Annotated in this window: 19 protein-coding genes and 1 riboswitch; of the genes, 7 read left to right on the top strand and 12 right to left on the bottom strand. The window is 41.5% G+C overall.

Going from position 1 to position 22,788, the window contains the following annotated elements:
• Positions 1–9: 9 nt before the first annotated feature.
• The 3 genes from ACHCNF_RS11555 (at position 10) to clpX (ending at position 4,094) form a co-directional block, all read left to right on the top strand.
• Positions 10–288 (top strand): hypothetical protein, encoded by a 279-nt coding sequence (locus tag ACHCNF_RS11555; protein ID WP_408069940.1) that lies wholly within the window; start codon positions 10–12, stop codon positions 286–288.
• A 159-nt stretch (positions 289–447) separates the two neighbouring features.
• Positions 448–2,265, top strand: coding sequence for a S1C family serine protease (locus ACHCNF_RS11560; RefSeq protein WP_408069941.1), 1,818 nt, complete (start codon positions 448–450; stop codon positions 2,263–2,265).
• A 221-nt stretch (positions 2,266–2,486) separates the two neighbouring features.
• Positions 2,487–4,094 carry an ATP-dependent Clp protease ATP-binding subunit ClpX gene (gene clpX, locus ACHCNF_RS11565; protein WP_408069942.1) on the top strand — a complete coding sequence of 536 codons (1,608 nt, stop codon included), beginning with the start codon at positions 2,487–2,489 and terminating at the stop codon, positions 4,092–4,094.
• 74 nt (positions 4,095–4,168) lie between these two features.
• Here the strand turns inward: clpX and arcC are convergent, their stop codons facing one another.
• The 6 genes from arcC to ACHCNF_RS11595 all read right to left on the bottom strand — a co-directional run bounded on the left by arcC (position 4,169) and on the right by ACHCNF_RS11595 (position 9,663).
• Positions 4,169–5,104 carry a carbamate kinase gene (gene arcC, locus ACHCNF_RS11570; RefSeq protein ID WP_408069943.1) on the bottom strand — a complete coding sequence of 312 codons (936 nt, stop codon included), beginning with the start codon at positions 5,102–5,104 and terminating at the stop codon, positions 4,169–4,171.
• Positions 5,105–5,231: 127 nt separating this feature from the next.
• Positions 5,232–5,858, bottom strand: coding sequence for a DUF6553 family protein (locus ACHCNF_RS11575; protein WP_408069944.1), 627 nt, complete (start codon positions 5,856–5,858; stop codon positions 5,232–5,234).
• Positions 5,855–7,789 carry a glycoside hydrolase family 2 protein gene (locus ACHCNF_RS11580; RefSeq protein WP_408069945.1) on the bottom strand — a complete coding sequence of 645 codons (1,935 nt, stop codon included), beginning with the start codon at positions 7,787–7,789 and terminating at the stop codon, positions 5,855–5,857. Before ACHCNF_RS11580 ends, ACHCNF_RS11575 begins: the two co-directional genes overlap by 4 nt.
• Before the next feature lie 40 nt (positions 7,790–7,829).
• Positions 7,830–8,579 carry a DUF975 family protein gene (locus ACHCNF_RS11585; protein WP_408069946.1) on the bottom strand — a complete coding sequence of 250 codons (750 nt, stop codon included), beginning with the start codon at positions 8,577–8,579 and terminating at the stop codon, positions 7,830–7,832.
• 117 nt (positions 8,580–8,696) lie between these two features.
• A complete protein-coding gene (locus ACHCNF_RS11590; protein ID WP_408069947.1) occupies positions 8,697–9,245 on the bottom strand; it encodes a hypothetical protein in 549 nt (182 codons plus the stop codon).
• Between the two features lie 16 nt (positions 9,246–9,261).
• On the bottom strand, positions 9,262–9,663 hold the full coding sequence (locus ACHCNF_RS11595; protein WP_408069948.1) for a hypothetical protein: 402 nt from the start codon (positions 9,661–9,663) through the stop codon (positions 9,262–9,264).
• A gap of 278 nt (positions 9,664–9,941) precedes the next feature.
• Here ACHCNF_RS11595 and ACHCNF_RS11600 point away from each other — a divergent pair, with 278 nt between their 5' ends.
• Positions 9,942–12,362 carry a Tex family protein gene (locus ACHCNF_RS11600; protein ID WP_408069949.1) on the top strand — a complete coding sequence of 807 codons (2,421 nt, stop codon included), beginning with the start codon at positions 9,942–9,944 and terminating at the stop codon, positions 12,360–12,362.
• 66 nt (positions 12,363–12,428) lie between these two features.
• On the opposite strand, the gene ACHCNF_RS11605 is transcribed toward ACHCNF_RS11600, so the two are convergent.
• From ACHCNF_RS11605 to ACHCNF_RS11630, 6 genes are all read right to left on the bottom strand, one after another.
• Positions 12,429–12,971 carry a PepSY domain-containing protein gene (locus tag ACHCNF_RS11605; protein ID WP_408069950.1) on the bottom strand — a complete coding sequence of 181 codons (543 nt, stop codon included), beginning with the start codon at positions 12,969–12,971 and terminating at the stop codon, positions 12,429–12,431.
• Positions 12,972–13,137: 166 nt separating this feature from the next.
• A complete protein-coding gene (locus ACHCNF_RS11610; protein WP_408069951.1) occupies positions 13,138–13,830 on the bottom strand; it encodes a YczE/YyaS/YitT family protein in 693 nt (230 codons plus the stop codon).
• Positions 13,814–15,190, bottom strand: coding sequence for an MATE family efflux transporter (locus ACHCNF_RS11615; RefSeq protein WP_408069952.1), 1,377 nt, complete (start codon positions 15,188–15,190; stop codon positions 13,814–13,816). The genes ACHCNF_RS11610 and ACHCNF_RS11615 overlap by 17 nt, the downstream gene beginning before the upstream one ends.
• A gap of 276 nt (positions 15,191–15,466) precedes the next feature.
• On the bottom strand, positions 15,467–16,324 hold the full coding sequence (locus tag ACHCNF_RS11620; protein ID WP_408069953.1) for a fibronectin type III domain-containing protein: 858 nt from the start codon (positions 16,322–16,324) through the stop codon (positions 15,467–15,469).
• Between the two features lie 71 nt (positions 16,325–16,395).
• Positions 16,396–16,872, bottom strand: coding sequence for a leucine-rich repeat protein (locus ACHCNF_RS11625; RefSeq protein ID WP_408069954.1), 477 nt, complete (start codon positions 16,870–16,872; stop codon positions 16,396–16,398).
• A 709-nt stretch (positions 16,873–17,581) separates the two neighbouring features.
• Entirely contained in the window at positions 17,582–17,983 is a 402-nt protein-coding gene (locus ACHCNF_RS11630) for a BlaI/MecI/CopY family transcriptional regulator (protein ID WP_408069955.1), read from the bottom strand.
• Positions 17,984–18,196: 213 nt separating this feature from the next.
• Positions 18,197–18,290, top strand: a riboswitch (SAM riboswitch).
• A gap of 172 nt (positions 18,291–18,462) precedes the next feature.
• On the opposite strand from ACHCNF_RS11630, the gene metK reads away from it, so the two are divergent.
• The 3 genes from metK (at position 18,463) to ACHCNF_RS11645 (ending at position 22,788) form a co-directional block, all read left to right on the top strand.
• Entirely contained in the window at positions 18,463–19,659 is a 1,197-nt protein-coding gene (gene metK / locus ACHCNF_RS11635; RefSeq protein ID WP_408069956.1) for a methionine adenosyltransferase, read from the top strand.
• Between the two features lie 199 nt (positions 19,660–19,858).
• Positions 19,859–21,745: an asparagine synthase (glutamine-hydrolyzing) gene (asnB, locus tag ACHCNF_RS11640; RefSeq protein ID WP_408069957.1), complete on the top strand. Its 1,887-nt coding sequence runs from the start codon at positions 19,859–19,861 to the stop codon at positions 21,743–21,745.
• Positions 21,742–22,788 (top strand): O-fucosyltransferase family protein, encoded by a 1,047-nt coding sequence (locus ACHCNF_RS11645; protein WP_408069958.1) that lies wholly within the window; start codon positions 21,742–21,744, stop codon positions 22,786–22,788. The genes asnB and ACHCNF_RS11645 overlap by 4 nt, the downstream gene beginning before the upstream one ends.

The following is a 22,788-nucleotide window of genomic DNA, read 5'->3' on the forward strand; positions in this document are numbered from 1 at the left end:
TGAGGCAACATGTTTAGACTTTGGGTAAGACTTGTAAATGATAATCATCTTTTGAAGGATATAACCATAGAAGATAATTCGATGGAGACCAGAACGCATAAGGTCATGAACGCTATTGAGAAAGCGTGCTATGAGCTTGATCTCAGCAAGCCTATCTGGCTTAAGTCCACGGTTCATGATTTCCAGCTCCATAATAAATGCCGCTTCACAAAGGATGCATTTATAGAAGAGATTCCATTTGAATATATGGAAATCCAGGTAATAGAAGAAGACGATTTTTACTACTGATTATGTATTTCCTAACTCTTTGAAACCATTTTTAGGTTGGTCTAAGGGTTAGGAAATATTTTTTTGATACTTTTATCACAATTTCGTCACAATCTCTTTCTATACTGAGAGCATGAAAAAAAGAAAAATATAATTTATCAAAGAAAAGAGGTAATAGTGATGTTTGATAATGAAAATAATGAACAAAACAAAGTAGATGTCGGGGGAAGAAGCGAAACACAAACCAATTCCGAAAACAACTACGGAAACGGCAACACATACGGAAACGGTAACACCTATGGTAGCGGTAATGCAAATAACACCGGCAACCGCAACGACTCATATGTTGGCTACAATCCGAATGGCAATGCCGGATCTTACGGTAACTATAACGGAATGAACAACGGATCAAATCAGAACCAGAACACCTATGGTAACTACAATTACGGTAATAACGGCAGCTACAACAATAACGGTAATTATGGCAACGGCACTTATGGTAATTACCAGTATTCAAATTATCAGCCCGGTATGAATGGAGGAAACGGACCTCATAAGAGAGGTACAGGTAAAAAGGTAGCAGCAGCTATAGCAATTGCCATGGTACTGTTCCTTGGACTTGGCGCAGGTTACTACAGTATGACCAAGATTTCTCAGATGCCCGGAGTAACAACTTCTGAGGATAAGGCAGAAGCAGGTAAGGAAGATAATGAGCAAGCTAAGGCTGACAGCAATGAAGCAGAATCTTCAGAGAGCGCAGATGAAGCTCAGGATTCAGCAGATGCTACCATAGCTGCTAATAATGCAGAATCAGGAATAGCTCAGACAGAGACTATCGAGGATTCCAGAACAGTTGTAACAGATGTAACTGAGGTTGTTGCAAAGGCAATGCCTGCAATGGTTTCAATAAACAACAACTATACACAGTCAGCTTCATACTTTGGACAGACCTACAGCCAGGAACTTACAGCTTCAGGTTCAGGTATCATTGTTGGAACAAATGAATCAGAGCTTCTGATTGCTACCAACTACCATGTTATTGAAGGTGCTGATTCTCTTGAGGTTCAGTTTGTAGATGAGAATACTGCAAAGGCTGAGGTTAAGGGTACAGACTCAAATATGGACCTTGCCGTTATCGCTGTTCAGCTTGGCGATCTCAGCGCAGATACTAAGAATGCAATCGCTATCGCAACTCTTGGTGATTCTGATTCACTTACGCTCGGCGAACCTGCAATTGCTATAGGTAATGCTCTTGGTTATGGACAGTCTGTTACAACAGGTGTTGTAAGTGCTGTAAACCGTGCAATCGATCTTGATGATAGCAGAAAAGGCACATTCGTACAGACAAGTGCAGCAATTAACCCCGGTAACTCAGGTGGTGCACTTCTTAACATAAGCGGTGAGGTTATTGGTATTAACTCCAATAAGATTGGTGGCGAAGCCATAGAGGGAATGGGATATGCTATTCCGATTTCAACAGCTAAGCCTATAATAGAGCAGCTGATGACTGAGAAGACTCGTTCAAAGGTAGCAGATGAACAGAGGGGTTATCTTGGCATTTCAGGAGTGAGCGTTACTTCAGATGTTTCACAGATGTACGGACTTCCTCTTGGTGTATATGTAGCAAGCGTTTCTGAGGACGGTGGTGCCAAGGCAGCAGGCGTTCAGGAAGGCGATATCATCACTAAATTTGACGGAAAAGAGATTTCATCTATGGATGATCTCCAGAACAGACTTGCATATTATGAAGCAGGCGAAACTGTAACTATCACAGTTCAGAGACAGGCTGAGGGCGGATATCAGGATCAGGAGATTCAGATAACACTTGGCACAAAGCCTTCTGTTCAGTCAGATAGTGATACTGATGGAAAGACCTATCATGGTGAGAAACAGCCTGATGCAAAGCAGGAAGACGGACAGGAAGAGCAGGAACAGCAGGGCGGAGAGCTTGATCCTTTCCAGAATCCCTTCGGATTTGGTTTTAACTTTGGAAACTGATCATCTTGCGACATAAAATTGTTTACGGCTAAGATTCCCCCTTTATCGGATGACGGTAAAGGGGGATTTTTTCTTATAAAAGCAAGTTCACAGTTTCTTAACTTGATGATGAGGATTGGCGCGCATATAATAAAGATTGTACGAAATTTACTAAGTTTGACTTCTTATGGGCAAAGAGCTAATTGCCTGCAAAAAGTCATACAATATGGAGAATATGTCTAATGGGATTTGGTTTTGAAAATAATAATGATGATACAGATTTCAGAGAGGTTATGGATTCTGAAATCAGCAGCAAAGAAACGTCAGGCAGTAAAGCTACAGATGTGGTAGATGCTACTGATGACAATAAATCTTCTTCAGATAATACAAATATAGAAAAAGGCTCCGTAGAAAATTCAAAAGATACAGATACCAATAAGGAGAGCGATTACGAGGATGTGTGCTTTGTATGCAGACGCCCTGAGAGTAAGGCAGGAAAAATGTTCCATCTGCCAAATGGTATCTGCGTCTGCGATGACTGTATGCAAAAGACAATGGATACAGTCAGCCAGTTTGATTACCAGAATCTTTTGAACAATCCTGATCTTATGAATCAGCTTAATAAGAATAACGGAATGCCGGGATTTAACTTCATGGATTTTGGAAGCTTCATGAATTCAGGTGGAATTCCCAATTCACAGAAGATTAAGAAGAAAAAGGAAGAGGATATTAAGGTAAAGCCTGAGTTTAGCATAGATAATATCCCTGCTCCCCACATAATAAAGGGCAAGCTTGATGACTATGTTATAGGACAGGAGCAGGCTAAGAAGATAATATCTGTTGCAGTATATAATCACTACAAACGTGTTAAGACTGGCACCATGGATGACATAGAGATTGAGAAGTCCAATATCCTCATGATAGGACCTACAGGAAGTGGTAAGACGTATCTTGTAAAAACGCTGGCTAAGCTTCTTGATGTGCCGCTTGCAATTACTGATGCAACTTCTCTTACAGAGGCAGGATATATCGGCGACGACATAGAGAGCGTAGTAAGTAAGCTTCTTGCTGCAGCAGGAAATGATATCGACAGGGCTCAGCAGGGCATCATCTTCATAGATGAGATTGATAAGATCGCCAAAAAGAAGAATACTACATCGAGAGATGTCAGCGGTGAGTCTGTTCAGCAGGGAATGTTAAAGCTCCTTGAGGGCTCAGATGTGGAGGTCCCTGTTGGCGCCAGCAGCAAAAATGCTATGGTGCCTATGGCAACTGTTAATACAAGAAATATTCTGTTTATATGTGGCGGAGCATTCCCGGATCTAGACGAAATCATAAAGCAGAGACTGAATAAGCAGACTTCCATCGGTTTTGATGCAGACCTAAAGGATAAGTGGGACAAGGATCCTGATCTTATTACCAAGGTTACTATTGATGATCTCAAAAAGTTCGGAATGATTCCTGAGTTTCTTGGAAGACTTCCTATCATCTGTACACTTAAGGGATTGTCCAAGGAGATGCTGGTAGAGATCCTTAAGGAGCCCAAGAACGCTATCCTAAAGCAGTATCAGAAGCTCCTTGCTCTTGATGAGGTCAATCTGGAATTCGATGATGATGCACTTGAAGCTATAGCAGAGAAGGCTATGGAGAAGGATACAGGTGCCAGAGCGCTTCGTGCTATCATAGAGGAATTCATGCTTGATATCATGTATGAGATTCCAAAGGATGACAATATCGGTAGCGTCACAATTACAGGAGATTACATCAGAGGTAAGGGCGGACCTAGAATAGAGCTAAGGACTACTGAGGTTCCTAAGGCAATTCCTGTGAAGACAGCGAAGGAGTCCTGATATATTGCAAAATAAAAACTCTCGTCACAGTGACGAGAGTTTTTTGCTACTCCGAAATACAAAAGCAATCGGGATTATGCTGTAATAAAGGTTCCTGCCTTGCCTTTAAGAGCGTCACCTACTTCTGCAAGTGAAGTAATAAGAACGCTTCCTGAAGGATTCTTTTTAAGGAATTCGATGGCTGCTTCAATCTTGGGAAGCATATCTGTAGCACCGAACTGACCGTCACGGATATACTGCTCAGCTGCAGATACGTTCATGCGCTCAATGGGAGCCTGAGTATCCTTTCCAAAATCTGTATAAACATATGGAACGGATGTAAGAATGATAAGTCTGTCTACACCGAGATCTGCTGCGAGTTTTCCTGCGATAGCATCTTTCTCGATAACAGCGGAAGCGCCTTTTAGTACGTGATTCTGCTGAATAACGGGGATTCCGCCGCCGCCGCAGGCGATGACGATCTGGCCTGCATCTGAGAGAGCGCGGATTGCGTCTATTTCTACGATATCAATCGGCTTGGGTGCAGCAACAATACGAAGATAGCCTTTTCCGGGTACTTCCTGGACGAAGTTACCTTTCTTTACTTCGTTGTCAGCGTCTTCCTTGGACATGTATCTGCCGATAACCTTGGTAGGTGCGTAGAAGGCTTCGTCATAAGGATCAACTGTTACCTGAGTGAGAATTGTGCTGACGGGAGTAGAAATACCGCGGCTTGTAAGTTCACTCTTAAGGGAGTTCTGCAGATCATAGCCAACATATCCCTGACTCATGGCACTACAAACGCTCATGGGAGCAGGAGTATAGTCGATATAAATTCTCCTGAGCTCAGTCATGGCTTTGTGGATCATGCTGACCTGTGGTCCGTTACTGTGAGTTATATTAAGCTGATAGCCTGCCTCTACAAGATCTGCCAGTGCTTTTGCTGTAACCTTGGTGGCTTTCATCTGTTCATTGGTGGTGTATCCGAGGGCCTCATGACCAAGAGATACAACGGCCTTCTTGTTTTCCATTGCGTTTCCTCCCGTAATTGCTAATAAAAAATATGTCTAATTTTACCATATATTGGATTGGTAAGATACCTAATCCAGTGCTATCCAATCCTATTCTGCCAATATAAATATTGAATCATCCCGGAATTTATCGGTTTTTGGAAGCCTGGCATTCATTCCACAGCGCTTCGCCGTTTTGAAGCAGGATAAAATAGGTTTCCTTAAATATCTCGTAGATGGGTTTCGATGCATCAAAAAGTTCATAGGAATCCGGAACTTCGAAGAGAGCGGTGTCAATATCAGCTGCAATTTTCATGGCAACATTCTTATCGGGCATAGGTATTATGCCAAGGAAGGCTGTGCCGTAGGTCTTGCTGGAAGTGCAGGATGTTATGTAGCAGGCTGCAAAGTCCTTCCACTCCTCGAGCTGGTAGGAATCTATCCGTTCGCTGTATGCTCCGAGAGAAGTAAGGTATTTCCTGATTTCTTTTTGTCTGCCGAAATTTAAAAATGGAATGGCAGAGGCTCTGTTTAAGGTCATGAGCATCAAAAATGCGCGCATGTAATTATCTGCCCATTGACCATCTCTAAAGGTGTATCTGCCATCAAGGAGCTCTAAATAGCGCATAGCAGCTTCCGGAGAGACATTGTCAACTATGTCAGAACCTGTATTTTGCGAGAGTCCTTCCAGTATTTTTCGCCTTTGAGAAATATCTGCTATCTCATGGAAGTTATTTACTTTCTGTGGCTTTTCGTAAATATTGTTATTTATCATCGTTTCATCTCTAATTTATTGAGTCTGCGGTCATAGGTAAGGATACCGTTTACTTCCTCTTCTACATCGGACAGCTGGGTGTAAACAGCGCCTGCAAGACCTTTCTTTTTCAGGTTTTCGATAGTTTCATCCATCAGTGTGCGGAAGGCCTTTTGGAAATCGGGAACAGTATCGAACTTTTTGTAGCCATATACTCTGTCAACGCTGCTGTGTCCCTTGATATAGCAGGTGTATCCGCCGTATTCCGAAATAACGAAGGCGCGACGCTTTTTATCTGCTACAACGCCAAGAGGTCTGAAGTAGTTATGTACACTTCTAAAGTCGCCGCCGTTTTCATCGAACCAGCCACTGGCCTGATCTATGAGTCTGTTATCTGCAAACTGTCTTGCAAGGATAGTAGCTGCGGATGCGTTGAACTGTCCCCATCCTTCGTTGAAGAGAACCCAGACGGATATACTGGGAACATTTATCAGAAGCTGGATGGTTTCTTTCATCTCCTGAGTCCATTCCTTTCTGCCGTCTGCAGAGTCACGTGAAAACATGTGGTAATTTATGGGGCCGTCTGGCATATGTCCGAAGACTCCGGGGAAAAGAGTAGGAAGATAGCTCACAACAGGCTTTGCGTAGGATGAACCTCCGCTTACCATATCCTGCCAGACTATCATACCCAGTCTGTCACAGTGGTAGTACCATCTTGCGGCTTCGACTTTTATATGTTTTCTCAGCATATTAAAGCCGAGTCTTTTCATCTCTGTTATATCAAAAATAAGTGCGTCATCACTCGGAGCGGTGTAGAGACCGTCGGGCCAATAGCCCTGATCCAGAATGCCGTTAAGGAAATATGGTTTTCCGTTTAAGAAAAACAGAGGACGACCTTCGTTATCGAATTGTCTTGTGAAGGAGCGCATGCCAAAATAAGTCCACGCTTCATCATCCCCGGCCTTTATGCACACCTGATAGAGATAAGGATCTTCAGGGGTCCAGAGATGGGGCTTTGGAATTGCTATTTTGCATGAATAAACGTTGGTGGAAGTGCCTTTTCCCTCTATGTCAGGGGAGAATTTGCTGTATTCATCGGAGGAGTGACTAAAGGAATCGTGAAAATCCTCTGATTCAAAGCGCTCACGACTTTTATCACTGCGAAGCGTGGTATTTCCTTCGTTTTCGGCGATAAGAATCTTCTTCTCCGAATCGAATACCCTGATGGTAACAGGGCAGTCATCTGTCGTATGGATCGTCATGTAGATGACGTCAAGGTCACGGTCGGGAATAATCCTATAGGCAGTGATATGCGATGAAGGTACAATCTCCATCCAGACAGTTTGCCATATACCGCTTTGTGCAGTGTAATACATTCCGCCGCGCTTTAGAGTTTGCTTGCCTCTGCTGTGGTATGAGGTATCGCTGTCATCCTGAACACATACTGTGAGCGTTCCTGAAAGACTCAGCTCATTACCGGTTTCATCAGGTTTTAGAGCATCTGTTATGTCGATAGTAAACGGAAGATATCCTCCGGTGTGAGCACCGACAGGAGTATTGTTTATGAAAACGATAGCCTTCTGATCAACTGCTCCAAAGTGCAAAAGAACGCGGGAATCCTTAGAAGGGAGCTCTATGGAAGAAAGCTCTTTTTTATACCATAAGTATTCATCAGGCTTTAGCTGTCTCTCGACACCTGACAGAATTGACTCGGGTGAAAAGGGAACGAGTATGGTTCCATCCATTTTATTAGGGTGAACGTTACTTTTGGAAAATGCGTATTCCCATTCACCATTCAGATTGATGTAGCTGTCACGGACAAACTGCGGACGAGGGTATTCCTTAAGAACATTATCCTTATCAAGCGAGTCACCCCATACGGTGGTTAATCTGTGAAGTACATCGTCTTCGTGCGATTTGTCTATTGCTTTTATAGCATCTATTAAATCCATTTGATTGTCCTTTTCATATTTAGGTGTTGTGTCGTGATGATCAGATACCGGAATTGTCAGCGGAAACAGATACCAGATCCTGATAAAAAGCAGCATCAGAAGTTACAAGGTAAGCAGTTACCCAGAAAAACGGAATAAAGCATGCAAGCATGCCTATAAGCCCCATGGGTATGAAGCTAAGATAAAGAAGGAAAAGCTTTCCCTTGTTGCCCTTCATGAGTCTGGCACTGGTTTTCAATATGGAAGTCGCTGATTTTTCAGGGAAGTCCTGAAGAATATAGTAGGATTGTGAAAACATCAGGCGAACATAAATGTTGAGAATAACTAAAACAGCAATAATACCAACTACTGTGAATGTAATCTGAGGGTTGATATTACCGGGAATTTTTGCATTTGTTGCAAGGATAACAGAGAGAACCTGAATAGGAATCATGGTCAGTGTATCCATGACTGCAATCGGAATCTGAAGGATAATTGCTTTATCCGGGTGATTCTGAAAACCGTGGAAGAGATCACCTACAGATGCAGACTGTCCATAAACGATATTCATGAAAAGATAGGCGATTCCGGACTCAAATACTCCGAAGAAAAGATTGACGAGAATGGTTGCGCCAAAGTATATCAGATATGTAATAAGGTTATTTGGAATTATTGCACCGACTATGATATTAACTATTAAAAATGAAATGAAACGATATAAGATAAGTGCGGAAATTGTTGTGCCGTAATGTCCAAGAAGTCTTTCTCTTGCGATTGCTTTTAGTGTTTTAGTGCTTTTTAACTTTTTCATAAAATCCTCTTGTTTTTAAATAATTTATGCTTTATATTTTGCCCTATTCCCCAAAAATAAGGCGAAGCACCGGGGCCTCACCTTATGTAATGATATGCACACTTAAGAAAATCTAAATCATACAGCTGCGTCGAAGCTTGATCCTACAATACCGCTTGCTGCATCAGCGGATTTTTTATTTTTTTGATAGGGGTTATTCTCGTTTTTATACATTATCTGAGTGGTGGTAAGTCCTCCGGACACGTAGGTGCGTCCGCACTCGGGACATACTGCGGTAGTAATTTTCACAGAAGCATTTATGACCTTGCCACCTTCCATAGCTGCCTTCTTGTAAGCGTTGGCAACGTGCTCCTGCTCATGACCGCGAACCCTTGAAGGTGCAGCTTCCGGTGAAATATGAGCAGCGCTCTTAAAGGATACGTTTTCATCAGAACCATCCTGATATTTGCGGTTCTTGCAGGTCTCACATTCCGCAGGTGAGGATCGCATACCGGGCTTCTTCTCAACAGATTCGCCGGGGTTGAGCGTGACTTTGCCATCGCCTATCACAGGTGCGGAGCCTTGTGCGGCATCGGATACTGTTCCGGAGCCGCCGTTATTAAAGGCAGGACCAAAAAATCCTGACGCATATGAACTATTAAATCCAATTCCACTGATACCACTCATAAGCACATCCCCTTTATTACTCTGTAGGAAGGTTAATGCTTACTCCGAGATTGTCAGTTATCTCTTTGAACATATCGTCAAAGCTCTGGCCGGTAATGGCTTCGGAATACTGATTAACCATCTTGTGCGCTTCGGGATCGGTGAACACCGTCACGAAGGATGATACAAGTAGTGCGTATCCCCCAAATAATCCGATGAGACCAAAGATGATTCCGCGTTTGGCCTGTGGAAACAGCATGCCGTTTTCATCTCTGGACAGAAGAGCAAGTGTGATAGCAATTCCTCCAAGTATTATGGAGAAATAAACGCTAAGCAGCAGTGCTATCGAAACCAGACCCAGGATAGAAGCTATGGTAGCCAGGGAAACCCTGGGATTAAGCGGGTTGTGAGCCCGATTGTATTCAAAACTTTCAGTCATTTTCAGTTTACAGTAATGTTGTATTAATATGCTCCCTGCATTACTAATACAATGATTACAATTACCTCCTCTGTCATCCGAAGATAACAATATTTCAATTTAAGTGTACCGCAAAAACAGGGGATTGTGTATTAAATTTTGATGAAAAAACAGATTAAGTCCGAGTGATTGAAAAAGGTGGGTTTTTCATAGTAAAATAGTGAATGTGCATGTTGCACCGTTATATGAAGGCTATAGAGGTCTTCCAGTCGATAAATTCAAGGAGTAATACAGTCAGAATGGATATTTTACAGAAGATTACAGAAGAACTTAGCGTACAAAAATGGCAGGTGGAGGCTGCAGTCAAGCTTATTGACGAGGGCAACACCATACCTTTTATTTCAAGATATCGTAAGGAAGTGACAGGCTCCCTTAACGATGAGCAGCTCAGAACTCTAGGTGAGAGACTTACTTACCTTAGAGGTCTTGAGGAGAAAAAGGAGCAGGTTCTTTCAAGTATAGAAGAGCAGGGCAAGCTCACAGACGAACTTAAGGCAAAGATTATCGCAGCTGAGACTATGGTTGCAGTTGAGGATCTTTACAGACCTTACAGACCTAAGAGAAAAACAAGAGCATCTGTTGCTAAGGAAAAGGGACTTGATGGTCTTGCAGACATTATCAGAGCTCAGGAGACCACAAAGAGTCTTGTGGAGGAAGCTACACCTTATGTAAGCGAAGAGAAGGGTGTTAAAAATATCCAGGAAGCTATTCAGGGAGCTATGGACATCATCGCCGAGGAAATCTCTGATAATGCCGACTACCGCACATATATCCGTGAGGAGACCTGGAATCAGGGATTTGTCACATCTGTTGCCAAGGACGAGAAGGCAGAGAGCGTTTATGAGATGTACTACAATTTCGAGGAGCCTGTAAACAAGATCCTCGGACACAGAGTTCTTGCTCTTAATCGTGGTGAAGCAGAAAAATTCCTTACAGTTAAGATTACAGCTCCCGAGGAGCAGATACTTCGTTTCCTTGAAAAGAAAACTATTGTAAAGGATAATCCGGAGACAAATCCTGTACTTGTGGCAGTTTGCAAGGATTCTTATGACAGACTTATAGCACCTGCAATTGAGCGTGATATCAGAAATGAACTCACAGAGAAGGCTGAAGACAGCGCTATAGGCGTATTTGGTAAGAACCTGGAGCAGCTCCTTATGCAGCCTCCTATCGCAGGCAAGACAGTACTTGGATGGGATCCTGCTTTCAGAACAGGTTGCAAGCTCGCAATTGTCGATGCTACAGGAAAAGTGCTTGATACTAAAGTTATCTATCCTACAGCTCCTCAGAACAAGGTAGAGGAAGCAAAGGCAGAACTCAAAAAGCTTATCAAAAAATATGATGTTGACCTTATTTCAGTAGGAAACGGAACGGCTTCAAGAGAATCCGAGCAGGTTATCGTGGAACTTATTAAGGAGCTTGATAAGCCTGTCCAGTATGTAATTGTTAATGAGGCAGGAGCTTCAGTTTACTCAGCAAGTAAGCTTGCTACTGAAGAATTCCCCCAGTTTGATGTTGGACAAAGAAGTGCGGCATCTATCGCAAGACGTCTTCAGGATCCTCTTGCAGAGCTTGTTAAGATTGATCCTCAGAGTATCGGTGTTGGTCAGTATCAGCACGATATGAACCAGAAGAAGCTTGGTGAAGCTCTTTCAGGTGTAGTAGAAGACTGTGTTAATAAGGTAGGTGTTGATCTTAATACAGCATCAGCACCACTACTTACATATATCTCAGGTATCAGCAAGGTAATTGCTAAAAATATTGTTGATTATAGAGAAGCTAATGGCAAGTTCCAGAGCAGAGATGAGCTCCTTAAGGTTCCAAAGCTCGGACCCAAGGCTTATGAGCAGTGTGCAGGATTCCTTAGAATCCATGATGGTAAGAATGCTCTTGATGATACAAGTGTGCATCCTGAGTCCTATGAAGCTGCAGAGAAGCTTATGGATAAGCTGGGGCTTACCATGGATGATGTAAGAGAAGCTCAGAAGAAGAGCGCTAAGGCTAAGGCAGATGCCAAGAAGGCAGAAGCTAAGGGTGCAGGTGATAGAAACAAAGGTAAGAACCTCAAGAAGGAAAAGACATTTGTTGTAAAGAATACCAGCACTGCAATGGGAGCAGCTCTTGCGGCAGCACTTAACGGAGCTAATTTTGTGGCCGCAAGCGCGGATGAACGGTCAGCTTCCGGTAAGGGCGCAGGTAAAGGCGGAGATTTCGGCAATAATGCAGGTGCCGGTAATGGTATGAATTCCGGTCTTGCAGGTGGAAGCCTTCTTAAGAAGGTTGGCGACAAGAAGAAGCTTGCTGAGGAGCTTGGAGTTGGTGAGATCACTCTTACAGATATTCTCTCAGAGCTTGAGAAGCCTTCACGTGACCCCAGAGAGAGCATGCCCGCTCCTATTCTTAGAAGCGATGTAATGGATATGAAGGACTTAAAGCCCGGAATGATCCTCAAGGGAACAGTCAGAAATATCGTTGACTTCGGAGCTTTCGTGGATATAGGTGTTCACCAGGACGGACTTGTTCACATCTCTCAGATAACAGACCGCTATATCAAGCATCCCCTCGATGCTGTAAGTGTAGGAGACATCGTGGATGTCCAGGTTATTGAAGTGGATGTGAAGAAGCAGAGAATCGGTCTTACAATGAAGATAAAGAAGTAAGAAGAACTATAAAAAACGAGCCATGTTGAAAAACATGGCTCGTTTAATATATATTAAGTAACCATATTAGTGATCTACCTCATGATCAAGAATCTTGCCATCGGACACTCTGATATCGTACTGATACTCTTTGCCATAAACGTAGAATTCCACTTCATAGATATTTTCGCCGTGATCATAGTCGTTTTTGACAGTGGAGCCGGAAGTCTCGGCAGCAGTGTAGCCTGCATGTTTTAGTGCAATCTCAAGAGCCTGATCCGGTGTTATTTCCGGAGTAGGTGGAGTTTCTGCGGAATCTTTTGCTTTGCGCTTTTCTTCATCATAGTACATATAGTAGAGTATTTTGCCGGTGGATGCCTCAATCTCGTAGTAATACTCATCAGGCTCTGCAATGAAACCTATATCATATTGGGCGATTCCGTTCTCAACCTCTCTCTCATTTTTTATGAAAGTGACGTCTTCTTCATTGACTCCTGCGTTATGAAGCGCTATCTGTTTGGCTTCTTCTATGGGAAGCTCAGAAGAAGACCTTGCACTTACAGATGAAAATAATAGAGTAATTCCCAGAAGTATGGCAGTAACAGGAAATGCGAAAAATATCTTTTTCATTTGGATATCCCCTTTTCGAAAAACAAACCAATTCAAATCAACGCCTGTTCCTATATGTAATTATAAGGTTTTATGAGAGCAGGAAGGATGAAAGGTTTATTAAATATGGATAAACTGTTTTTGAAAAAGAATCCAAAAATATTCCGGAAAAAGGCGGGGGATTTGACTACTTGCGCCCCTTACCGTATCTGAGCGGTCTTGCCACGTGCACATTGAAGAACTCGATAAGAGGTCCCATGAAAAAAGCGGTAATAATGGTACCGATTCCGGGAAGAACACCCATAACAAAGCCAAGTCCTGTGCAGATAAGATCGCAGGTTATCCGCACAAATTTAAAATCCCATTTTTTCTGTTCGGACAAGGAAAGAGCTATAGCATCATAGGTTGACACTCCAAGGTCACTTGTGAAGTATAGTGCAGAACCAAAGCATATGATTACAATCGCAATGAGAAGGAATATGATTCTTATCAGAAATGTTGGCGCAGGAATCAGTCTGATCCAGATGCTGTAAGAAAAATCAACCACGTAGCCAAGCAGAAACAGATTGATGAAGGTGGCAATTCCTATCTTCTTTTTGTCCAAAAAGAAATCAAACACAAGAAGTACGATATTGATTATCATATAGACGATTCCGTAGCCGATTACAGCGTTTGCGGGATCAAATTCTGTAAAGAATCTTGGGGATCCGCCTGTCATTATATGAAGAAGCTGCGTCCAGATTCCATGGGCAAATACCTGGAACGGATCCATGCCCATAAGAGAGAATTGGAACATTCCTACGGAAAAGCCGGATATCAGCACTCCGCCCAAAGTCATAGCGAGTCGACGTTTCATTTCATTATCAAGTTTTTTCAGCATAGATTAGTTCCTCCTGTGACTCTTTACCTTTCCACTTTAATTTATAATATAGGAGCTCTACAACGCAGCAGCACATCCAACCTACAGGGTAGCCAAAGCCAACCCATTTAGGATCATTTACAACATAGTGAGTCAGCACGAAGAGGTAAATCTGCCTTATCACAACAAAGGTAGCAATCATGATAAACATAGGACCTCTGGAGTCTCCACGGCCACGGAGGGCTGCAGCGAGAGTGTGATTTACACAGTTTGCAATGAGAAAGAATACGTTGGTCTGAATGAAAAGTGCACCAAATTCAATTACCGATTCATCAGATGAAAAGAGCCTTATGGCAGGTCTTGCAAATATATACAAAAGGAGCGCAATTACAAAGGTTATGCAGGTGGATAGAAGAATTGCGGTTCTCGTGCCATTTTCTGCTCTTTTTTCTTTGCCTGCACCGATGTTTTGGCTTACGAAGGTGGTTGCAGCCATGGCAACACTGGACATTGGCAGCATTATGAAGGTGTCCAGCTTATTGTAGCTACTCCAGCCGGCCATGCAGCTCGAACCGAAGTGATTTATATAAGACTGAACGAATATATTTGAAAATGCGGTGATAACTGACTGTATTCCGGCAGGAAGCCCAACCATAAATATGCTCTTAAGGATTGCCTTATCAAATGTCAGATCCTTCCAGACAAGCTTGTATATATCATTTGTTCTTGTAAGGAGCATCAGTGTGAGAATAGCAGAAATAAATTGAGAGATGATGGTTGCATAAGCGACACCTGCAATGCCTGCCTTTAGTCCGATTACGAAAACCAGGTCGAGAACGATATTCATAAGACTTGTAAGGATCAGGAACATAAGAGGTCTTGTGGTATCACCAACTGCTCTGAGGATTCCGCTTCCCATGTTATAAATGAGAAGTCCTGAAAAACCAAGAAAATATATCCTAAGGTAGGTTGTGGCTTCTGGCATTACATCCTCGGGAGTTGCCATGAATTTCAGCATAGGTACTACGCCTGCGCTTCCGATAACTGTAAATAGAATGCAGAATACAAGTGTTGTAGCGATGGTGGTTTCAATTGCGAGGTGAAGGCCTTTTAAATCTTTTCCTCCAAAATATCTGGAAATAAGGACGCCAGCTCCAATTGAGAATCCATTAAAAAAGAACACCAGCATATTTACGATCATTGTTGTGGAGCCGACAGCTGCGAGAGCTTCTTTTCCTACAAAGTTTCCCACCACGATGGAATCCACGGTGTTATATAACATTTGAAAAATATTGCCAAACATAAGCGGCAGAGAGAATGCAATAATCTGCATCAGTATAGAACCGCTTGTCATGTTTCTTGTTGTTGTTTTATGTGCCATTTTTGTATTCCTGATTTTCTATATTTGTTTTGTGGATATCATATAGTGTGACTTAGAAACTTGATGATATATGCACAATAAAAAGATTGCATGCTTTACTTCACGCAATTGTTTACAATGTTATCCACATATTAAGTTTAGCATAAAGGGATTAGGAATTGTCTTACCGAAATTTGTCATTTCATGTCCATTTTTTGACATATGAAAAGGAGCTGCCGAATTGACAGCTCCTTACCATAAACAGAATTCCCTATGAAAATGAGTCTTTGTTATAAGTTACTTAACTCTGATAGCCGGGAGTAAATTCTTAAGCTGATGCATCTTAGCTTCGGGATTTGCGCAATTATCATATACAGAACAGTGTATCTCTAACAGATCATCGCCACTCTGACAAATTAAAGTTTCATTGTTCTTTCCCCATCTTGGATCTGTTGCGTGAAGTACAGCATAGGTTTTTCCGTTGATTTTTCTGTTTGCCAAACGCTTGAATTTATGGGTGTGAAAATTCTCATTATCATTTTTGATGAACGAGGAAACTTTTTTATCAAAGCTTTTTCTTTTTAATTTTTCATAAGTTTCAATAGTACTTATATAAAAATATGCACGATCCCAAATACTGCGTTCTTTTGTGTGCAATGCTATATTGCAACCCCATTTAGCATCTGCTTCACCTGACTTCCATATAGAAGTATTCCAATTTATACTATACTTTCTGCAACTAAAATGTCCTTTTGACAGACCATATTCTGTCTTTGTTCTTTTTGCAGGACTTGAGGAGCTAAATGTATATTTTTTTCCATTCTTTATATAAGCTTTTATCTTAAGTTTATATTTGGTGCCACTTGTGAGCCCTTTAATCTTGTAGCTGGTTGTTGAAGGATCTTCAATCGTGGCTATACATTTATATTTTGCTTTGTTTTCTGAGGTATAGATTTTATAACCATCTACACCTTCTATTGAAGTCCAATTAACTGTTATGGAGTCATTGGCTTTTGTGATATCTGTAATTTGCGGCTTTTCTAAGTTCTTATTAGAGGCTGCGTATGAAGTAGTATTACAGAAGAATAACAGTAATAGCATCATAGGTAATATGATTAGTGTTCTTGAAAAATGATTTACTAACTTATTATTCATCTTTCTTGCTCCTTTGAATGAAGTTAGGTCATATGATTTTATGGAATCTATTGGAACCGGTAATGGCTAGCTTAACTGATTCTTTTTATATGGATTTTTTTTGCACCTGCTTTTTTGAACATTCTTTTTACTTTTGAAACCTGCTTATCGTCCATGCTGTCGGCGGTAAGTTTTATTTTGGAGCCAGAATTTGTGAAAGCATTTTTTCCAATATGTTTTAATTTATTACCGGTCAAAACAAAACTGTTTAATGAGCGACAACCGTAAAAGGCTCTAGCTTTGATTGTGGTGAGCTTCTGGCGGAAAGAACCAAACTTGCGAAGATTTGTGCATCCTTCAAATGCCCCTTTGCCTACATACTTAAAATAATAGGTAGGAAGCGTATGGAATTCACGTATATACTTATTGTCTTTAAATGCGTAGTCAGCAATCCCTACAACTTTATAGGGAGCTATATCTTCTAGAGCTTCTCCATCAACAGATAAAATCGTGTCACTCAAAGGATGGTAACTATTTTCGTTAACTCCTGCAATTTCGACCTCTATCAATGAATGTTTATTAGTCTTGGCTTTTACAACTCTATACGTTAATGGTTCATCGTCTTCTGCTACAGTAAAAACATCTCCTTTTTTTTATTGCTCAAAAGTAACATATTCACCTGAAGGATACAGGTATTCAGCGGATGCTTGAATTGAGTGCATATTTATAGCAGAAATAATTGATAATGTAGCGACTAAAGTGTAATGTATTTTTTTCATTTGAATGCTCCTTGTTATTATATATAGTTATTAAAATCTTCTAGTGTTATTTCATCGGCAGAATTTCGTTTGATATAATCTGCCTGAAAAACTGAACCACTTCGAATGTAGTTACTGATAAATTTCTTTGCACTTGCCCTACTGTATTTATATCTGTTAGGGAGAAATGAGGTGTTGTCTTCATATCGCATATTGTCACCGGAGTGAACCATAAAGGTTTATGCATCTAGTATAGACAGTGAGTAGCATAAAATCAATACAGATATCAAAAAATGATAATAATATTAAGGCCGATAATTACTAGGATTAGTCATTGATTCAATGAGGATCTATCCATTTGTGTTTTTGCCTGTCCCACCTTCTGTTCTGGCTTCTTCCGTGATACTTTCTGGCTTTAACAACAATGTCTTGGGTTCTTTTTGCTGAATCTATTGCTATTATTTTGGGCAAAATGAATTTGAAATTACGATTTGGCTTTGTCCTAGAAAAAGAAGAGATACTATTTGTCTGACTTTAATTCATCTATTATATTCTGAAGGTCGTCGATTAATTCTTTGCGTTCCTTCTTGTCCTTTGGAAGCTCATTCCCCATGAAAGCAAGCGCTATGCTGCTTAAGGATTTGATTCCCATTCCATCCTCTTTCATACGCTTGGCCAGGTATTCTTCTTTAGTCATAGCACATATGAATTTTCTTGCATACTGAGTGTTATACTGTTCAAATCCGTTTACCACAAGGAAATCCTTGCTGATAAGACTATTGATTGTTCTAAAAACAGTCAGCTTGGTCCACTTTTCAGGATCAAGCTGTTCCAGGATTTCTATACTGGTCATTGCATCCTGGCTTTTCCACAACAGATCCATGATTTCTTTTTCCCGAGGATTTAAGTCTTTGCTTTTCATATTTTCCTCCATTTCATATTTGATAGTTGACTTATTTGCTTACTATTATATACAAAAATAAAGTGATATGCCTTATGAATATATATTATCATTATGTGATATTAGGATAAGAATTTAACATTTTTTATGGATTTATTATAAAAAGACTATTGCCATATTTTAAATGTTATAGTATTGTAACTTCAGATATGACAATTCCATATTGTGACATTTCTCTTATTCAGAGTGGTGGAGATACATAGGATCTGTGAAGCCACGGCAACCCCGGACATCCGGAAGGTGCCAACCTGAGCGTAGTGAGTAAGTGATCGAATACCGCATTGCTTTTTATTTTGGCGGTAGGATCTGCGAGCAATAAGAGGATTTGATTATCTGATATCAGGTCCGCTTGGCGTCGCTAGGCGGATTTATTTTTGCTTTTTAAGCAAAAAGTTCATTAGTTTTGTTTTAGCGCCAAGAGCGCAGAAAGGATTTTTATAATGGCAGAAAAGTTTATTTTTACTTCCGAGTCAGTTACTGAGGGACATCCTGATAAAATTTGTGATAACATCTCTGATGCTATCCTTGATGCTTGCCTTGAGCAGGACCCTATGAGCCGTGTTGCTTGTGAGACAACAGCATGCACAGGTTTTGCACTTATCACAGGTGAGATCACAACCAAGGCTGTTGTTGATTACGCTAAGATAGCAAGACAGACTATCTGCGAGATCGGTTATGACAGCTCAGAAAAGGGCTTCGATGGCAATACATGTGCAGTTATGGTAGCTCTTGATCAGCAGTCAGCTGATATCGCAATGGGCGTTGACAAGGCTATCGAGGCTAGAGAGAACAAGATGACTGACGAGGAGATCGAGGCAATCGGTGCCGGCGATCAGGGTATGATGTTCGGTTATGCTACTAATGAGACAGAGGAGCTTATGCCTTACGCTATCTCTCTTGCTCACAAGCTCACAAAGAAGCTTACAGAGGTTCGTAAGAACGGAACTCTTCCTTATCTTAGAGCAGATGGTAAGAGCCAGGTTTCAGTTGAGTATGATGAGAATGGTAAGCCCATTAGACTTGAGGCTATCGTTGTTTCAACCCAGCATGATGACAAGGTTACTCAGGAGCAGATCCACGCTGACATCAGAAAGTACGTTATTGATGCAGTTGTAGATGCAGCTATGGTTGATGATAATACCAAGATTTATATCAATCCTACAGGTCGTTTCGTAATCGGTGGACCTCAGGGTGATGCCGGCCTTACAGGACGTAAGATCATCGTTGATACTTATGGTGGAGCTGCTCGTCACGGCGGCGGTGCTTTCTCCGGTAAGGACTGCACTAAGGTTGATCGTTCAGGTGCTTACGCAGCTCGTTACGTTGCAAAGAACATCGTAGCTGCAGGTCTTGCTGATAAGTGTGAGATTCAGCTTTCATATGCTATCGGTGTTGCACAGCCTACATCAATCCTTGTTGATACATTTGGCACAGGTAAGGTTTCTGATGAGAAGCTTACAGAGGCAGTTCGTAAGACTTTCGATCTTCGTCCTGCAGGAATTATCAAGATGCTTGACCTTCGCCGTCCTATCTACAAGCAGACAGCTGCTTATGGTCACTTTGGACGCAATGATCTTAACCTTCCTTGGGAGAAGACAGATAAGGTTGATGAGCTTAAGAAGATTGTAAACGCTTAAGCTTACGATATCGCATTTTTACTAAAATGGCAGAAATGTAAAACAATAGTATTATAATAGGCGCTGTACTGTTATCAGTATGGCGCTTTTTGTATCATAGACTTACTTGTATGGTTTGTGCTTTCGCGTGAATAAATAGTTATATTATGGTACTATGTTAATGTTTATAAAAAAATCGTGCTAAAGCAAGGAAAATATTATGTGTGGAATAGCAGGACTAATCAAGTACCGTAAGGATGCAAGGGCGAACATTCAGAAGATGAATGAGCGCATGCTTCACAGAGGACCTGATGATGAAGGAATATATATCAGCGACAATGGAGAGGTAGCGCTTGGACACAGGCGACTGTCCATTGTGGATCTGTCTAAGAATGGGGCGCAGCCTATGGTGAGCCACTCCGGACGGATGGTCATGGTTTATAATGGAGAGATTTATAATAATAAGGATGTAAAGAAGAAGCTCATTTCAGACGGTTTTGCTTCAGAGAGTGATTTTAGAGGAAGTTCAGATACTGAGGTTCTGCTTGAGGCCATAGAGTATTACGGAGCAAAAGAGGCACTTACTTTATGCAAGGGCATGTTTGGAATAGCGGTTTATGATAAAAAGGAAGACACTGTTATCCTTGCAAGAGACAGAGTTGGAGAAAAGCCGCTCTATTACGGAAATGTTGCAGGTTCCTTTGGCTTTGCTTCGGATCTTGGATGCCTTAGAGTAGTAGACGGTTTTGATAATGAGATAAATACTGATGTGCTGGACATATATTTTACTGAAGGATATATTCCTGCACCTTATACAATATATAAAGGAATAAACAAGCTTGAAGCGGGCACAATATTGACGATAGATGTTAAGAGTCTCAAAACTACAGAGACAATCTATTGGTCAATGAAAGAGACTGCAAAGAGAGGTCAGGATAATCTCTTTAAGGGAACAAGGCAGGAGGCTTCTCTGGAACTGGAGAGACTTTTAAAGGAGTCAATAAAGGGTCAGATGGTAGCTGATGTTCCTGTTGGCGCTTTTCTCTCAGCAGGAATAGACTCAAGTACAATAGTTGCGCTGATGCAGGAACTTCATCCGGGGAAGGTTAAGACCTTTACAATAGGAATGGAGGATAAGGCTTTCAATGAAGCGGTTTATGCTGCAGAGATAGCAAAGCATCTTGGAACAGAGCACACTGAATTATATATCACAGAAAAAGATGCCAAGGCAGTAATTCCGAAGCTGTCACGCATGTTTGCCGAGCCTTTTGCTGATTCATCCCAGATTCCCACATATCTTGTAAGCAAGATGACAAGGGATCATGTGACGGTATCACTTAGCGGAGATGGCGGTGATGAGCTGTTCTGCGGATATACTTCCTATGAGTCCATCAGCAGAATATGGGGAAAAATGCATGGCATACCGTATCCTATCAGAAAGGCGGCCAGCTCGCTTGTACTGGGTACACCTCTCTCCAATAAGGAGATTTACAGAATAAAGGGCACGCTTCTAGGCGCAAAGGGGCCTGTTGACCTTCACAGAATGGAGCATGAGACGGATCCGCTTACAAAAATGATCGCTCTTAAAAAGGGAAATCTTCCATATAAGTATACGGAGCTTTCAAATGGATATCTGAGTGAAGTGAATCATGAAACGATGCTCATGGACATGCTGGTATATCATCCGGATGACATTTTGGTCAAGGTGGACAGAACTGCCATGGCGGTTTCACTTGAGACACGTGTGCCGATGCTTGATAAGGATGTGGTGGAATTTGCGTGGACGCTTCCTGTTGAGTATCTGAGAGAAGGAAATGTGGGTAAGCAGGTTCTTAGGGATGTGCTTTATAGATATGTTCCAAGAGAAATGATGGAACGTCCCAAGAAGGGATTTTCCATACCGATAGAAAAATGGCTTCTTGACAGTGATTTGTGCGAATGGGCAGAGGGGCTTCTTAATAAGGATAAGATCAGGCAGCAGGGTATTCTTGATCCTGATGTGGTTGAGAGGATGTGGACTGATTTTACGGAGAAGGGAATTTACCGTATACAGATATGGTACATTCTGATGTTCCAGCAGTGGTATGAGGATGAATTTAAATTATGATAGGTGCTGAATTTATAAAGGGATACGGACTTGGCAATCAGCTGTTTTTCTATGTGGCTACAAGATGCCTTGCTGAGGAAAAGGGCGTGCCTTTCGGATTTGTAAATCCCGGACAGGTTGGAAATGTTTTCCATTCAAATAAGGGCATGTACTTTATGGATATAGATCTTGGGACTGAGATACCAAGAGAGGACATGGATAAGTTTACTATTTTCCATGAGCAGGATGACAGACTTTTCATGGGGAATTCCGTTCACGATATGACTAACGGATGCTATATTTCGGGAGCTGATCCTAAGTTTTTTGAGGTTGAGGATAATACTATCATATATGGTAATCTGCAGGATCAGTCCTATTTTGAGAAGTACAGACACAAGATAAAGGACTGGCTTCATGTAAAGGAAGAGGCAGAGTCCTATGAATATACAGCTGATGATCTTTGTATTATAAATATGCGAGGCGGCGAGTACACCAGCGCTCCTGAACTTTTCCTTGACAGGAGTTATTGGCTTAATGCCATCCGAAACATGAAAAAGATCAATCCGAATATGCGGTTTATGATAATAACTGAGGATGAAGAGGCTGCAAGGAAGGTACTTCCCGAGTATGAATGTCACCATTTTGATATGGGAAAAGACTATGTCACCATCAAAAATGCGAGATATCTTATTTTGTCCAATTCATCCTTTGCTATGATGCCTGTTATGTCGAGCACAGAGCTTAAGTATGCAATTGCTCCGAAGTATTGGGCAAGGCATAATATATCAGACGGGTTCTGGTCATCTGAGCAGAATATTTACAGTTTCCTGACTTATCAGGACAAAAAGGGAAGGTTGTTTACAGCTGATGAGTGCAGGGCAGAGCTTGAAGAATACAAGAAGAAGTCTGCACTATATGCAAAGAGGAATATCAGACCGGGTAAAACAGTGACCTTTTTCCAGAACATAAAGAGGAGACTATTGTATGGAAGATTTTTCTTCCTGAAGATTGTAAGATCTCTTGGAAGAAGGACCGGGATAATTAAGATGTACAGTGGACAATGA

Source organism: Butyrivibrio sp. NATIVEDY162, from assembly GCF_045999815.1.
GTDB lineage: Bacteria > Bacillota > Clostridia > Lachnospirales > Lachnospiraceae > Butyrivibrio.

Excerpts from the sequence above, each read along its gene's own strand:
- ACHCNF_RS11555 (WP_408069940.1), top strand. The coding sequence starts at position 10 with ATGTTTAGACTTTGGGTAAGACTTGTAAATGATAATCATCTTTTGAAG.
- ACHCNF_RS11560 (WP_408069941.1), top strand. The coding sequence starts at position 448 with ATGTTTGATAATGAAAATAATGAACAAAACAAAGTAGATGTCGGGGGA.
- clpX (WP_408069942.1), top strand. The coding sequence starts at position 2,487 with ATGGGATTTGGTTTTGAAAATAATAATGATGATACAGATTTCAGAGAG.
- arcC (WP_408069943.1), bottom strand. The coding sequence starts at position 5,104 with ATGGAAAACAAGAAGGCCGTTGTATCTCTTGGTCATGAGGCCCTCGGA.
- ACHCNF_RS11575 (WP_408069944.1), bottom strand. The coding sequence starts at position 5,858 with ATGATAAATAACAATATTTACGAAAAGCCACAGAAAGTAAATAACTTC.
- ACHCNF_RS11580 (WP_408069945.1), bottom strand. The coding sequence starts at position 7,789 with ATGGATTTAATAGATGCTATAAAAGCAATAGACAAATCGCACGAAGAC.
- ACHCNF_RS11585 (WP_408069946.1), bottom strand. The coding sequence starts at position 8,579 with ATGAAAAAGTTAAAAAGCACTAAAACACTAAAAGCAATCGCAAGAGAA.
- ACHCNF_RS11590 (WP_408069947.1), bottom strand. The coding sequence starts at position 9,245 with ATGAGTGGTATCAGTGGAATTGGATTTAATAGTTCATATGCGTCAGGA.
- ACHCNF_RS11595 (WP_408069948.1), bottom strand. The coding sequence starts at position 9,663 with ATGACTGAAAGTTTTGAATACAATCGGGCTCACAACCCGCTTAATCCC.
- ACHCNF_RS11600 (WP_408069949.1), top strand. The coding sequence starts at position 9,942 with ATGGATATTTTACAGAAGATTACAGAAGAACTTAGCGTACAAAAATGG.
- ACHCNF_RS11605 (WP_408069950.1), bottom strand. The coding sequence starts at position 12,971 with ATGAAAAAGATATTTTTCGCATTTCCTGTTACTGCCATACTTCTGGGA.
- ACHCNF_RS11610 (WP_408069951.1), bottom strand. The coding sequence starts at position 13,830 with ATGCTGAAAAAACTTGATAATGAAATGAAACGTCGACTCGCTATGACT.
- ACHCNF_RS11615 (WP_408069952.1), bottom strand. The coding sequence starts at position 15,190 with ATGGCACATAAAACAACAACAAGAAACATGACAAGCGGTTCTATACTG.
- ACHCNF_RS11620 (WP_408069953.1), bottom strand. The coding sequence starts at position 16,324 with ATGAATAATAAGTTAGTAAATCATTTTTCAAGAACACTAATCATATTA.
- ACHCNF_RS11630 (WP_408069955.1), bottom strand. The coding sequence starts at position 17,983 with ATGAAAAGCAAAGACTTAAATCCTCGGGAAAAAGAAATCATGGATCTG.
- metK (WP_408069956.1), top strand. The coding sequence starts at position 18,463 with ATGGCAGAAAAGTTTATTTTTACTTCCGAGTCAGTTACTGAGGGACAT.
- asnB (WP_408069957.1), top strand. The coding sequence starts at position 19,859 with ATGTGTGGAATAGCAGGACTAATCAAGTACCGTAAGGATGCAAGGGCG.
- ACHCNF_RS11645 (WP_408069958.1), top strand. The coding sequence starts at position 21,742 with ATGATAGGTGCTGAATTTATAAAGGGATACGGACTTGGCAATCAGCTG.